We start from the raw sequence: 14482 nt of genomic DNA, 5'->3' as shown, positions 1-14482 counted from the left end.
GCGTCCTGTTGGACGCCTTTTCTTTTAGATCAATCCGCGAGCACGCGAGTCGACGGGAAAGCGACTTCGACCAGAGTGCCCTCGCCGGGCGTCGAGTTGATGGTGAATCGAGCGCGGTTCGCCTCGACCATGGCCTTGGTCAGCGGCAGCCCGAGACCGGTGCCGTCGCCGCGCCCGCGCTTCAGCGCGTTGATCTGCTTGAACGGCTTCAGCGCTTGCTCGATCTCGGACTGGCTCATGCCGATGCCGGTGTCGCGCACGCGCATCACGACGTCGCCGGAGATCTCATAGGCGGTCGACACGATTACCTGGCCGCCGGCCTGCGTGTAGCGGATGGCATTCGACAGGATGTTCAGCGCGATCTGGCGCACGCTGCGCAGGTCGGCCACCACTTCCGGCAGCCGTGAGGCGAAACTGGAGCGGATGATGACACGTTCGCGGTTGGCTTGCGGCTGCATCATCGCCACCGTCTCGGCCAGCGTGTCGTTGAGCGACACCGCCTCATAGGCCATCTCCTGCTGGCCGGCCTCGATCTTCGAGATGTCGAGTAGGTCGTTGACCAGGTCGAGCACGTGGTTGCCCGACCGGTTGATGTCGCGCAGATAGTCGCGGTAGCGGTCATTGGCGACCGGCCCGAATTTCTCGTCGACCATCAGCTCGGAAAACCCGATGATGGCGTTGAGCGGCGTGCGGATCTCGTGGCTGATGCGGGCGAGGAAGTCGGTCTTCTGCGAGGAGGCGCGCTCGGCCACGGCGCGCGCCTGGGTCAGATCCTCTTCGGCCCGCTTCCACTGGGTGATGTCGCGCACCACCGCGCAGAACCCGCTGTCGTTGGGCAGCCTGCCGATGGTCATGAACAGCGGAATGAAACGCCCCTGTGCCTCGCGTCCGATCACCTCGCGGCCGTCATTCATCACGCTCGCCACGCCGGGCTCGGACAGTCCGTCGAGATAGTCGCGCGCCGCGCGCTGGCTTTCGATCGCAAACAGCGAAAAGAAGGGTTTGCCGGTCACCTCATCGCTGTCAAAACCGAACAGCGCTTCCGCCGGGCGGCTGATCGAGCGGATCGTTCCGTCACGGCCGATCAGCACGACGCCGTCGGTCGCGGTGTCGATGATGGTGCGCATCTCGGCGATGCGCGCCTTGAGCTCGGAAACATCAGGCTGCGTCTGGTCGTCGGCGCCACCCTGCGGAATAGCCGCTGCCTCGTCGTCGCCGGAACGGCGCACGACCAGCATCAGCGCCTTGCCGCCACGCCACGGTACCGAGCGCAGAATAGCCTCGATCGGGAACTCCTGACCGTCATGTGTCTTCAACCGCAGCGCGTGATCGGTGCCATCGGAGGCGCTGTCGTCATAAGGATCGGCAAACAGCGCGCCGAGGCCACCTGCATCCTCCAGATCGTCGAGCGTGTCATAGCCGGTCAGGCTGAGGAATTCCTCATTCGCATAGTGAAGATCGTCACCGGAATGGATGAGCAGGGGCACCGGCAGCTTGCCGAGAATCGAAATGTCCGCAGCGTTGTTGTCGTCTGCGGTCGAAAAAGCCGATGGCACGAACCCTTCGAGCTTGAGCGACGGCACCTGCAGGCGCGGCCGCTCGACGGGCGCCGGCTCCATGTCACCGGCATGGCCGATGTCATCGGCTGACGAATGGGTTTCATCGTCATCGGACCGCGCCCAGTCCTCGCTGTCTTCTGCGTCACGGAAATCGGCAGCCGTCATGCTGTCGTCGTCTTCGGCGGCGATCGATCGACTGTCCGAGTCAGCGATTTCCTGCGTCGCCCTGTCCGGCTCTGCAACCGGCGCGCCGCCGCTGTTGTCGGCGACATTATCCCGGTCGGCATAGTCGAGCAGCGAGCCTGAGATGTCGCGCACGGTTGATTCCGGCTGCTCGCCTTCGAGCCTTGCGACATCCTTCTCGTCTTCGCCATCGGTTTCGGTCGGTTCCGCCGCAGCCGGTTCTGCCGGCTTTGCAGCGTCGGGCTGTTCGGTCGGGGGATTGTCCTTCTTGAGCCGCTCGCCGATTTCACGGAATGCACTGCGTTCCAGCGTCGACAGGCCTTTGTCATTGGCCGGCTGCCTGTGCTCGGCCAACCGGATCACCTTGTCGGCAAAGCGCCGCTCCGGCTTCGGCACGATGGTCAGCGCCGGCACCTCACCCTTGAATGGGTCGGTGTCCTCAGGCGTTTCGGCGACTTCCGGCTCGACGGCTGCGGGGGTTTCGGCATTAGGGACAAGCGCCATGCCGATCGCTTCCGGATCGACCACCGCATCGCTGGAGCGGGCCACGCCGAAACCACGAAAACCTTCGAAGGCACGGCTTCGGCTGTAGACAGGCAGCGCCGCCAGGTCGACGGGTATCTTGAAATCGGTGCCGGCAACCGGCCACAGCACCGAGCGGCCGGACCAGGTGTCGCGGCGATCGAGCAGGCCCGCGATCTCGCCGGACGCATCGAGGTCGAAGGTGGCCGCGACATCCCTGAAGCGCCGGCCGATCACATCGGCGGCAGGCTTGCCGACGAGTTCCGCGAATTCCGGCGACAGGGCACTGAACCTGCCCTCGGCGTCGGTGCGCCAGACGAAACGCAGGGGCGCCGCCGCGCGGTCGATCGGGGGGATGGCACGGTCGGCCGGGGAGGCGGCCCTGGTGGCATCCTGCGCGGTATTCTCCGCCGAAGCGTCCGACGCGGCCGGTGCCTCGACAGGCCCGGATGCGTTCGGTCGGCCCGGCTCTTGTGTCTCACCCTCGCTGGCGCTGAAATACCAATGGTCAAGCTGCGTGGGGGCTCCGCCGGCCGCAGGGCGGGCGCTATCGGCTGCTTCCGGGCTCTGCTCGGTCGCATCGGGCCCAGTCGCATCAGGTCCAGTCGAATCGAGTTGGGGCGAACTGGGAATGTCATGCTCCACCGACACCGAAGTGTCTTCGCCGGCTGCCGGAGCAGTCTCCGCTGCCGCATCCGCCTTCGCGACTGTTGCCGGCGCGTTGTCCTGTTCTGCTTTTGGCTGGACTACGGCATCGGCCGCAGCGCCATAGGTGCGCTCGCCAGCGGAGGCTTCTTCGGAGTCAAGCTGGTTCTCGTCGATCACCACCAGCAGGTGCCGCTCATCCGTCAGCCGGGCGAGACCGGCCGGATAGGAAGTGGTGCCGCCTGGAACGAGGCGTTTGACGATGCGATCGCTCTCGTTCGCCACATCGGCCACGAGCGCTGCCAGCGTCTCGGGCAAGATGCCGAGCGCCGAAAAACCATCGGAAGCGGCCTCGATATTGCCCTTGGCGTCGACGAAGGCGATGAAATGACCGTCTTCGGTAAAGCCGCTGATGGCCCGAGCGGCGATCTCGGCAGCGCTGCGCGAGCCGGTCTGTGCCGCCGGCACCGCCAGCATGATCGCGTTTTCGCCGTCAGGCATGGTCACGGCGCTGGCCAGAAAGCCAACCGCGCGGCTGGTTAGGCCGGTTGCCAGCCGCACCGTGATGGCGCGGTCGCGGCCGATCTGTGGAAAACCGCTTGTCGCCATGATCTGGCGCCGGGCGATCAGTGGCAGCCCTGTCGAGGCGCCGATGATGGCCTCGATGTCGGGGTAGCCGAACGCCGCCGCCCCTGGTCCGTTTGCCCAGATCACCTGTTCGAGATCTGCCGACAGAAGGGCGATCGCGTCGCCTGCGGCAAAGCGCTGGCGGACCGCGTCGAGCACGGCGACGTCGAGGAAGGAGTAGTTTTCGGACGGCATGCGCTTGGCGGACCCTCACGGAACGGGCAGTTTTTCCAGTTAACGTTTTGTTAATAAAAGCCGACGGCGCGAAGGTCCACAAGCCATAGCGTGCAACCGCTGGAATCTCTGGGCTCGTGGTTAACGCAGGGAAAGAATTTTATGGTGCACTGCAACAAGGATATTGCAATGCACAAAAATTGCCTTTATATTGCCATCACACATGAACGAGACGGCTTTCTGTCAAAGCCGCTGCCACTGCAAAGGATGGAAAATGTCCAGGACCAAGACTGCTGAAACGATCGAAAACGTTGAATTCCCGAGCTTCGATGCTTCCAAGGCCACCGACCAGATCCGCGCTTTCGCCGAAAAGGGCGTCGAGCAGTCGAAAGAGGCCTATGCCAAGCTGAAGACCGGTGCGGAAGAGACCCAGAAGGCTCTGGAGTCGACCTTTGAGACCGCCAAGACCGTTTCCAACGACCTGTCGCTCAAGACCATCGCTGCTCTGCGCGCCAATACCGAAGCCGGCTTTTCGCATTTCGAAGCCCTGATCGGCGCCAAGTCGCTGTCGGAAGTCGTCGAGCTGCAGACCGCATTCCTGCGCAAGCGCGTCGAGATGGCCGTCGAGCAGGCAAAGGATTTCCAGACCGTCACCTCCAAGGCGGCCGAAGACGTCTCCAAGCCGATAAAGACCGCCTTCGAGAAGGCGATGAAGGAAATTAAGGCCGCCTAATATTTGCGCATATTTCGAAGATGCAACAAAAGGTCGCATTTCTTCGAATAGGATTATGTGAAATATAGTGGTCAAGCGAAATACCCGGTGGGTGGAACCTCCTCCCTCTGCTCTCCGGGGTGACCAGCCAGCACCTCCTCCCGCTGGCTCGTAACAGGAAAAGGCCGGCACCTCCTCCCGCCGGCCTTTTTCTTTGCCCGGCGAAAAGGCGACGCCGTTGCCGGAGCGATCTTTGCCTACAGCACCGCGCGTCCTCTTGGAGGCGCACAGGACGGCGTAGAACTTTGGATTTTGCGCGTGATCCTTTCCGAAAATCGATTCTGATTTTCGGGGTCATGCGCGGCCAAAAGCCTTGAATTAAACTCCGATAGCCCGTATGGACGCATCGCCGAACGACAGAGCGGGTCCCGGAGAATGAACGGTCCATCTCGATCCCGCTCGGGCAAACGTGCCGTTGTAGCTCAGATGGTTAGAGCGCCGGATTGTGGATCCGGAGGTCGCTGGTTCGATCCCAGCCAACGGTACCATTGGCTTGTCGGTTAAATCACTGAATTTGTTAGGGCGGCTGCGCTGCCTATGTGTCAGCCGCAATCGTCGCCTTTAGCCACTGCGTGATGGCATCGAAAGCGATCGGTTTGGTCGTGTCGACGTCAAACAGCGGTCCGCGCCGCAGCGGCGCGGCACGCTTGGCCAGTTCGATCAGTTCGGGGATGTAGGCCGCGCCGGGATGGCCGGCGGGGCGCTGGTCGAGCCGTGCGCGATAGCGCTCGGCCAGAACCTCGCCGGGCGCGTGACACCAGATTTCGGCGGTCTGCTCGACGCCAGCCCTGCGCAGGTGATCCTCGAGCACCTGGCGCGGCTGGAAACCGAACCAGGCATCGACGATAACTGTGGTGCCCGCCGGAGCTTCGCCGACGATCGACCAGATCGCCTCGTAACTGGCGCGGCCGAGCGTGCGGTTGAATTCACGGTCGCCGCCGCCGAGCGCCTCGAGGAACGGGTTCTTGACCGTATCGAGCGTGAGCAACGGCCATCCCATCCGGTCGGCGATACCGCGCGAGACCGTGCTTTTGCCGCTGGCAGGGATGCCGTTGACCAGCACGGCGCGTCTGGTGGGCACGGCACGCCGGCCGGGATCGAGCCGAGCGGACGGCAGGGACACCGGCGACGCCTGCGTGACCGTCGCCTCAGCGGCGAGCGCTTGCAGACCGGCGCCAATGACGCCGGCGTCGTCGCCGAGTTGCGCCGGTTCCACCGGGCATTGGTACCAGGGAGCCAAAGCCGGGGCGTTGGCAAGTGCCCTGTGGGCCGCCAGGCCAAGTCCGCCGCCGAGCAGGACTAGATCGGGGGCGAACATGGCCACGGCCGAATCGATTGCGGCACGCAGCGGCCTGGCCCAGGCTTCGAGTATGCCGCGCGCCAGCGTGTCACCGCCCGCATCCCGGGCAAAAAGCTGATCGACCGAAACATCCGGACCGAGGCCTACCCGCGCGATGTGACGGCCAAGCGCGGTGCCTGAGCTGGTGGTTTCAACGCAGCCGCGCCGGCCGCAGACGCACGCTTCGCCTGTTATGTCGACAGTGATATGGCCGAGCTGCCCAGCCGTCCCCTTGCCGCGGACGATCTGCCGATCTAGAGCCACGGCACCACCAATGCCGGTCCCGATCGTGAACATGACGATGCTTTCATGGCCTCTGGCGGCGCCGAGAGCCATTTCCGCGACCAGTGCCATGTTGCAATCATTGTCGATCAAGACGGGCTTGCCTGCCAGGCTTTCCAGTCGTTGCGCCAGGGGGATCGAGGCGAGGTTGACGTAGCCTCCGGACAAGACCGCGCCAAGCCGGGCATCGACGCGTCCGGGAACGCCGATGCCGATGGCGGCAACTTCGGGAGAATCGAGCCGGCGCACCATTTCGGCGATCCGGGAGAGCACAAGCTCCGGATCCGGCGCGCTCTTCTCGGAAATACGATCGAGGATTTCGCCTGTGCCGGAAATGCGGGCGGCGCGCAGATTAGTGCCGCCGATATCGATTCCGATGGCCATCGAACTAGAGCCGGTTCCATTTCGACTAAATCGAAATGGGGCTCCATCTTGCTGTTTGACCATGATCTTTTCCGAAAACCGGTCCCCACTTTTCGGGATCATGGTCTGAGGCATGACGTCCCGTGCGTGCCTGGTGTGAACGCCGAACGGCTAAGCGGCTTTCTGCCTGTAGTTTCCGATCACCGCCTGAAGCTCGCGCAATCTCGCCACAGCGATGGTCTTAAGCCTTTCCCGCTGAATGTCACGGTCAAGCGAGATGCAGTCCTTCCACAGCGACCGGCCGGCGATGACGCCTGACGCGCCGTTCTTCATCGCGATCTCGACCTGGCCCAGGAAGGTTGCGTGGTTGACGCCGGCGGAGAGGACCGCCCATGGCACTTGGCCGGCCATGCTGGTGATCCTTGCGCAGGCTTCCGGCGTTCCGGGATAAGGAAGCTTGAGCACCTTTGCCCCGCATTCCAGCGAAATCCGGGTGCCCCCTTCGACTAGCCAGGGGATCTTGGCCGTATAGTCTTCAAGGCTTTCCCCTTCGACCTGATAGGTCAGGAACTCGACGACAAGCAGGAGGTCCTCTTGCGCGAAGTCGGCGATGCATTGGCGCAGAATGGCGATATTGTGCTCATTCGCCTCAGGCCTGTCAGCCCTGAGATAGACCATGATCTTGCCGCCGGTGCCGCCGAGCTCGCGGACGCGGCGCGCGTCGATGCCGGGAACGAGGCGCGACAGGCGGTAGCCGGCGGGCGAGACGTCGAAGCCTGAGGCGTCGAGGCCGATGAGCAGAGCCGTATCGCGGTTCAGCACCCCTTCATCGACAACCCGCGGCACCGCGCAGAGCGGGTCGAGCAGCACGCAGGATGCCTGGCTGGCGAGGTATCGCGTGATGTCCGACTTGGTGTCGCCGAGCATGTCGTTGGTGATCTTGGCCTGTTCTGCAGGGTCCGACGCAAGCAAGGTACGCATGCCGCCGCGCTGGTCACAGGCGATGGCCATCATGGCCCCATCCTTGCCGCATATCTGCTGGTAGCCGCGCAACTCTGCGGTCGTCATCTTTGTCATGGTCTTCTGTCCGATGTTGGCGCCCATTCACCAGGGCGCAGATCCGTGGAACAAGAAAGGTTCAGTTTTTAACTGCCTCTCGGCAGCGAGTTTTTGCCGCTTTGATGCGCTATCGACCGAGAAATTTGGCCTTGGCCCGTGGAAACGGGCCCACATTGCGAGTCAGCCGAATTTGCGCGATAACTCCCATCCGTCGATGGGTCTGTAACACATTGCTGAAAGGAATTGCAAGCTGCCTGTCCCTCCCGCACAAGATGCAGCCGCCGCATCGCGGACGATGCTGCATACGGTCGCCAAACTGCACTACGAGGCGGAGATGTCGCAGGTCGATATCGCGCGGCGGCTTGGTGTCTCCACCGCGACCATATCGCGTCTTCTGCAGCGGGCGAGGGCAGAGGGCATCGTGCGGATCGAGGTTCTCGATCTTGCAACGCCCGAAGGCATCACCACGCAGCTGGTCGAAGGGCTGGGACTTCGCGACGGGGCAGTCATCGAAACACCAGCAGCCGGTGCGCTGACGGCGCTCGCCGCGCCGCTCGGCGCCTTGCTTAAGCAAGCGGAACTGACGGCCGGGTCGGTGGTCGCCATCGGCTGGGGGCGAGCCATTCGCGAGGTGATCCGGGCAGGCCTGCCGCGCATTCCCGGCGTTCTTACCGTCGCTGCCACCGGCGGCATGCAGCAGCAGGCGCCGCATTTTCAGATCAACGAGTTTGTGCGGCTTGCCGCCGAAGAGTTCGGCGGGACGCCGCATTTCATCCATGCGCCCTATCTGCCGTCCACCGAGTTGCGTGAGGTCTTCCTCGGCGATGCGGCCATCCGCGACAGCGTCGCGCTTTGGGACCGGACCGACGTTGCGATCGTCGGCATCGGCCTGCCCCATGCCATCAATCCGCCCGAGGCGAGCGCGGCCACGCTGAGCGAGCAGGCATTGTTCCACGCGGCTGGAGACGTTATCAGGCATTATTTCGACGCCGAAGGTACCCTTATCCCGTGGGAAGGGGAGAGCCGGATGATCGCTATGTCGCCGGCCCAGCTTCGAGCCGTCCCTCTGGTGATCGGTGTTGCCGCCTCGCCGGAGAAGGCGACGGCCATTATCGGTGCCGTCCGCGCCAGGCTTATCAATGCTCTGGTAACGGATACCAAGACGGCCCAGGCCATTCTCGAGGCTCTCTTGCCTCAATAGAGGCGGGCGCGCCGATCGGCACACCTGATCGATCCCAAACGTGGCTCGCCAGCCCACCGCCGTGAAATCATCAGTTGTGCCGTCAAAGCGTTGGGGCAATAGTCTGCACAAAGGGGGCTCTGCGGCGCAGACAAATGTCGTCCGGTTTGAAGGCGTTTCCAGCCAAGAAATACCAGGTTGCAATTTCTTTCAGCAAAGTGTTACAACTTTGCGGCTAGGCACGCATGTGCGCCGAGCGGCGCTATTCCCTGGACCTTGCGGAGGCTAGGAACGGGACTGCGCGCATCAGGCTGGTCGGGTTTCGACTGGCTGATCTAACGACTGGGGGCGCTCGGGAGGAAGCTGCCCATAACAGCAAGCAGGCGAAACCCGTTTCTCGCCGCCAGCATTTCACGTAGCCGGAACGGATTGACGGCCATGTCGATGTCAATCGCAACGGCAAATCTGCCAACATTATGAGGAGGATGTTATGAAGAAGATTGTTGCCGCCCTTGCGGCTCTCGCCATCTGCGCAACGGCGCTGATCACGCCCGCTTTGGCGCAGGACAAGAAGTTCACGGTTGCTCTCGTTCCCGGCCTTACCACCGACGGTTTTTACATCACCATGCGCAAGGGAGCGCAGGCAGCAGCCGATGCCCTTGGCGTGACCCTGGTTTTCCAGGGCGCCCCGGATTTCAATCCGGTGACGCAAGTCCCCGTGCTTGACGCGGTCATCGCCAAGAAGCCGGACGCCATCCTGATTGCGCCGACCGACAAGGTTCAATTGGTCGAGCCGCTTCGCAAGGCCAATGATGCCGGCATCCCGGTGATCACCGTCGACACCTTCATCGGCAGCGGCGTCTATCAGACCGGTGCCGGCGAGGCGGATTTCCCGCTGTCCTATATCGCCTCGGACAACATTCTCGGCGGCGAGATCGCCGCCCGGGCATTGGCCAAGGCCATAGGCGACAAGGGCAAGGTCTACGTTTCGAACGTCAAGCCTGGCATTTCGACCACCGATCAGCGTGAAGAGGGCTTCAAGAAGGAGATGGCGGCCAATCATCCCGGCATCACCGTCCTCGAAACCCAGTTCAATGACAATGACGCCAACAAGGCCGCCTCGCAGCTTCAGGCTGTGTTCGCGCGCAACTCCGATCTCGTTGGAGTGTTCGGTGCAAACCTGTTCTCGGCGCTCGGCGCGGCGAATGGCGTCCAGCAAGCTGGGCAGACCGGCACCATCAAGGTCGTGGCGTTCGACGCCCCGACTAGCATCGTCGACAACATCAACACCGGCTTGGTGGACGTGGCGATTGCCCAGCATCCGGCTGAGATCGGCTATTTTGGTGTCGTTTCGGCCTATGCCCACCTGACAGGCCAGTCGATCCCGGTTGCGATCGGCACCGGCTTCACGATCATGGACAAGTCGAACATCGCCGATCCGAACATCTCAAAGTACCTCTATTCCGAATGAGTCCAAACCAGCTTGATCTCCTTCCGGCTTGCCGGGAGGAGATCTGCGCCGGGTCTCTGGGACCCTGTTGACGGAGGCCGCGCCCGCGGATCGGATATATCAATGACCTCAACATCACCAATCGAGCAAAGCGAAACCCATGTCGCCCCTCAGGCCGACCATGGTGATCCGGCCAGGACCTGGCTCGGACGCATCGCTGAAGGGCGCGCCTGGCTGTTTCTCGCCGGCCTGATCATCTGTTTCGAGGTTTGGTCGAGGCTCTCCTTCGGCGCGACCTTCGTGCTCAATCCGTTCAACGTGCAATCCATCGCGATATTTGCCGTGGCGCCGCTGCTGCTTGCGACCGGACAGACATTCGTCATCATTTCGGGAGGCATCGACCTCTCGCTGGGCTTCATCATGGGCCTTGCGGCCGTCGTTGCGGCCCACGCTACGAACATGGCGGGAGCCGTAATCCCGCTGCCAATTGCAATGCTGGCGGGTATTCTGGCGGCCGTGATTGTCGCAGGCTTGCCTGGTGTCATCAACGGCTTGCTGATCTCGCGCCTGAGAGTTCCGCCTTTTATCGGCACGCTTGGCATGTTCGGCGTGGCGCGCGGCGTTGCTTTCCTGTTGGCCGGCGGCACCACGGTGCCGGTCCAGAATTCCTGGTTCGCGCTGCTCGGCAACGGCAGGTTCTACGGTGTCCCTTATCTCGTCATCATCGCCGCCGTTTTCGTTGTCGTGATGCACTACATCCTGAGCCAGACCCGATTCGGTCAGCACAACTACGCTATCGGCGCCAATGTGCAGGCAGCGCGTCGTGCCGGCATCGACATCAGGGGCCATACCCTGCGTCTTTATGTGCTTTCGGCGATGTGCGCAGGCCTCGGTGGCGCGCTCTATGCGGCGCGCTTCACCGCTGGCGCGGCACAGGCCGGCGAGCCGTTGCTGCTCGACAGCGTCGCAGCCGTCGTGATCGGTGGCGCCAGCCTGTTCGGCGGATCCGGCACCATCTTCGGGACGGTTGCCGGTGCGCTGGTGATCGCGGTCATTCAGTACGGGCTGGTTTTCGTCAATGTCGAGCCGTTTTGGCAATTCATCGCCGTCGGCTTCGTCATCATCATTTCCGTTCTCATCGACCAGGCGCAGCGCCGGTTCAGTGGAGCCCGTCAGGATGAATAGCCCAGCCCAGACCATCCCCCTTCTGGAAGTCCGGAACCTTTCCAAGCACTTCGGCGCCGTCCGGGCGCTCAACGACTTCTCCATGGTCGTGCGGCCCGGCGAAGTGGTGGCCCTGGCGGGCGACAACGGCGCCGGCAAGACGACGCTGATCAAGGCGATATCGGGCGTCTTTCAGCCGACGGGCGGTGAAATTCTGCTGAGGGGTCAACCGGTGACGTTTGCGACGCCGCATGAGGCGCGCGAAAAAGGCATCGAAACCATCTATCAGGATCTCGCTCTCGCCGACAATTTGTCCATCGGCGCCAATATCTTCCTCGGTCGTGAACCCATGCGCAAGGCCTTCGGCTTCCTGCCGGTGCTCGATCGCAAGGCCATGGCGGTTGCCGCCAAGAAGACCATGGGCCGGCTGGATTTCCATGTCAGTCGGCTCGACGCCCCGGTCAGCAATTTCTCCGGCGGTCAGCGGCAGGCCGTTGCCATCGGCCGGGCCGTCTATTGGGACGCGCAGATCCTGATCATGGACGAACCGACTGCGGCCCTCGGCGTTCCCGAGCAGCGCAAGGTCATCTCGCTCATCCACCAGCTCAAGGCGCAAGGCAGAGGCGTGATCTTCATCTCGCACAATCTGCAGGACATTTTCGCCGTTTCCGACCGCATCGTCGTGCTGCGCCGGGGCGTTCAGGCCGGCGAGCGCAAGATCTCGGAAACCAACCATGACGAAGTCGTCAAGCTCATGGTTGGCGGATAGGCCGAACTTTTCGACTGCTGAAACAAACTCACGTCCCGAGGGAGTGAGCTTCCGGGTGGCGAGCTGGCAAAGTGGGCCGCTCTCCGGTGAGAAGCGACCGGCATAGCTACCGCGCCTAAAGCGCGTCGCGCTCGACCGGCCTCATGCGACGCGCTTTAGATTGTTGTTTTATGCATGTCGTTATCGCAAAACCGCTGCACGCTTTTGCGCGACATGCATTTAGCCGCTGCTCAGCATCGCAATGCGATCGGTCGATTCCGGCGAAATATGCTCGCCCCCGATGATGATGATATGCCATCCAGACACCCTCGGGGCAACGGAAAGGGGCAGGATGGCGAGCAGAGTCGACATTGAATGAGGATGTCACTATATAGCGGCGGCTTTGGCCGCGTATCATAGGGTTGCGCAGCGAACGGCGCTACGTATTATGACACCTATTGTCATACAAATTGACTGGAATACCGGAAAAAAGCAAGTAGAAACAATGGCGCGATCCGGGACATGATCCCCAGCCAACGGTGCCAATCTCCCAAGAAAATAGAATCTCCTCAAGAATTACGATGTGCTCCTTGAACCTTCGATTTCCTTCAGCTCTGTGGAGCTTGGGCAAGATCGGCTTGCCGGGTGACGACGACTCGGTTGGAATGGGAGCGTGCATCTTTCCGGGGATACCGGCGTTTATGATTACCAACCGGCGCAGCCGCCAGGGAACAGCAGTATGAGTGAACACGCGATCGAGTTCTTGCAGGAATGGATCGGCGAAAAGGTCCACTGCCACGCCTCGCCGGACAGGATCGAGAAGCAAGCCGAGACCCTCGCCAGGGAATGTGCCGCCAACGCGGCTGAGGCCGGCATACCGCTGGAGGATATCCAGGAAGAGGTCGGCGATATCAAGGAGCTTATAGCGTCGAAGCTGGAAGAGGCGGCTGAGGCCGACCAGGACGAAAAGAATTCGGACAAGCCTGCCGGGTGATCTGCCGACCCGGCGAAAGGCCGGGGAAAGCATTATTGACCCGGCTCAACCATATGCAAGACCGGTGCGGCGCGTGTGACGCGCCAGGCAGTCTTACGTCCCCTGACGACTTGCATCGAATCTGCCCTCGAGCCATGCCTTCGGCAGCGCCGGCACGAAATTGCCGTCGCGCCCGGTCATGTCGTCATTGGCGACCAGCGCATTGAGGATCGCTTCCTCCACGCCTTCGATCACGGCGTCGAAGAACGGATCGATCTCGCTATCCGGGACAAAATCGGCGCTGGCGATGCGGCCTGACGGCGCCAATGCCGCCTCGCGGTTGGCGGTCGAAAAGCCCAGGAAAATATCGCCCGAGCTATGATAGCCGAAGCCGCCGGTCATGGCGACGCCGAGCGGCACCCGGCGGGCCAGCCGCTTCACTTGATGCGGCAGGAACGGCGCATCGGTGGCGACGATCCCGATGATAGAACCCTTCTCGGCGCGCGGCGTGCTTTCGCGGATCGCCGGTTCCACGAGATCGGGCCCGGCGCGCAGGCCGCGAATGGTAAAATTGCTCCGCTTGCCGAAATTCGCCTGCACGAACGCACCGACCGTGTAGCGCTGGTCTTGCCATTCGACGATGCGCGATGCCGTGCCGGAGCCGGCCTTGAAACCGAAGGCGATCATGCCGGTGCCGCCGCCGACGCTGCCTTCCTCGATCGATCCGCTGGTCGCGCCATCGAGCGCCGCAGCAACATGCTCGAACCTGAGATGGTGGCCGTTGATGTCGTTCAGGAAGCCGTCGTAGGTTTCCGCCGCCACCGGCAGGCCCCAGGCGCTGTCGAGCGCGGCCGGCAGCACGCGCTGCATCCAGTGCAGCGTCGCGTCGCGTGAAACGCCGCAGGAGTGCGTGTTGGTGATGGTGATCGGGAAATTGAAGGCACCCGTCTCCTCGATGATGTGCGAGCCGGTCAATTCGCCATTGCCGTTCTGGCTGAAGATCCCGGCAAAGACCGGCGTGGCGAGATCTGCGTGCGGTCTGGGCAGGATAGCGGTCACGCCGGTGCGCACCGGTCCCTGGCCGACCACCAGCGCACCATCGCCCGAAATCAGCGTCGAATAACCGACCGCAACGCCAGGCACATCGGTGATGGCGTTGAACGGTCCGGGCGTGCCGTCAAAACTTATGCCGAAGGCTCTCGCGCGCGGCTTGCCGGAAGGCGTCGTCTGGTGATGATTGTCGGTCATTGCCATTCAGAAAGTCATGCGCGCTCAGAATTCATGGGCGCTCGGAAATAATGGCCACTCAAAACAGAGAGCCTTGATTGCCAGGCTCCTTGGCTTTGGCGGCCGGCTTTGCAATTGTTTTTGGCCGTGCGGCACCGCTGGTCGCAACCGCATCGGCGGTTCCGTCGGCGAACTCCCACGAAAATGGCCCGCCC

The 14482-nt window shown here is 62.6% G+C and carries 10 protein-coding genes and 1 tRNA gene; 7 read left to right on the top strand and 4 right to left on the bottom strand.

All coding sequences use genetic code 11. The features are described from left to right. Positions 1-29: 29 nt before the first annotated feature. Positions 30-3731, bottom strand: coding sequence for a PAS domain S-box protein (locus EOC93_RS20370; protein WP_127205505.1), 3702 nt, complete (start codon positions 3729-3731; stop codon positions 30-32). Positions 3732-3984: 253 nt separating this feature from the next. Between EOC93_RS20370 and EOC93_RS20365 the strand changes: the two genes are divergently transcribed. Together EOC93_RS20365 and EOC93_RS20360 are read left to right on the top strand one after the other, a co-directional pair. Then, complete coding sequence (locus tag EOC93_RS20365; RefSeq protein WP_095483553.1) at positions 3985-4443, top strand: phasin; 459 nt, start codon at positions 3985-3987, stop codon at positions 4441-4443. A 450-nt stretch (positions 4444-4893) separates the two neighbouring features. Beyond that, positions 4894-4970, top strand: a tRNA-His gene (locus EOC93_RS20360). A 47-nt stretch (positions 4971-5017) separates the two neighbouring features. Here the strand turns inward: EOC93_RS20360 and EOC93_RS20355 are convergent. Together EOC93_RS20355 and EOC93_RS20350 are read right to left on the bottom strand one after the other, a co-directional pair. Beyond that, positions 5018-6487, bottom strand: a complete 1470-nt coding sequence (locus EOC93_RS20355) for an ROK family protein (protein ID WP_127205504.1) — start codon at positions 6485-6487, stop codon at positions 5018-5020. A gap of 150 nt (positions 6488-6637) precedes the next feature. Next, the gene (locus EOC93_RS20350) at positions 6638-7543 is read right to left on the bottom strand and encodes a tagatose-bisphosphate aldolase (protein ID WP_127205503.1); all 906 of its coding nucleotides are present in this window, start codon (positions 7541-7543) and stop codon (positions 6638-6640) included. A gap of 277 nt (positions 7544-7820) precedes the next feature. On the opposite strand from EOC93_RS20350, the gene EOC93_RS20345 reads away from it, so the two are divergent. The 5 genes from EOC93_RS20345 to EOC93_RS20325 all read left to right on the top strand — a co-directional run bounded on the left by EOC93_RS20345 (position 7821) and on the right by EOC93_RS20325 (position 13061). Then, positions 7821-8726 carry a sugar-binding domain-containing protein gene (locus tag EOC93_RS20345; RefSeq protein WP_127205502.1) on the top strand — a complete coding sequence of 302 codons (906 nt, stop codon included), beginning with the start codon at positions 7821-7823 and terminating at the stop codon, positions 8724-8726. Between the two features lie 469 nt (positions 8727-9195). Continuing rightward, on the top strand, positions 9196-10176 hold the full coding sequence (locus tag EOC93_RS20340; RefSeq protein WP_095483556.1) for an ABC transporter substrate-binding protein: 981 nt from the start codon (positions 9196-9198) through the stop codon (positions 10174-10176). Positions 10177-10278: 102 nt separating this feature from the next. Continuing rightward, complete coding sequence (locus EOC93_RS20335) at positions 10279-11340, top strand: ribose ABC transporter (protein WP_127205501.1); 1062 nt, start codon at positions 10279-10281, stop codon at positions 11338-11340. After that, positions 11333-12088 carry an ATP-binding cassette domain-containing protein gene (locus tag EOC93_RS20330; RefSeq protein WP_095483558.1) on the top strand — a complete coding sequence of 252 codons (756 nt, stop codon included), beginning with the start codon at positions 11333-11335 and terminating at the stop codon, positions 12086-12088. Before EOC93_RS20335 ends, EOC93_RS20330 begins: the two co-directional genes overlap by 8 nt. Before the next feature lie 718 nt (positions 12089-12806). Further along, the gene (locus EOC93_RS20325; RefSeq protein WP_127205500.1) at positions 12807-13061 is read left to right on the top strand and encodes a DUF768 domain-containing protein; all 255 of its coding nucleotides are present in this window, start codon (positions 12807-12809) and stop codon (positions 13059-13061) included. Between the two features lie 93 nt (positions 13062-13154). Here the strand turns inward: EOC93_RS20325 and EOC93_RS20320 are convergent, their stop codons facing one another. Then, a complete protein-coding gene (locus tag EOC93_RS20320; RefSeq protein WP_127205499.1) occupies positions 13155-14288 on the bottom strand; it encodes a P1 family peptidase in 1134 nt (377 codons plus the stop codon). Positions 14289-14482: the final 194 nt, after the last annotated feature.

The organism is Mesorhizobium sp. M6A.T.Ce.TU.002.03.1.1 (assembly GCF_003997275.1).
GTDB lineage: Bacteria > Pseudomonadota > Alphaproteobacteria > Rhizobiales > Rhizobiaceae > Mesorhizobium > Mesorhizobium mediterraneum.
Note: the sequence above shows the minus strand (reverse complement) of the source record. Positions and strands in the feature narration are given on the sequence as shown.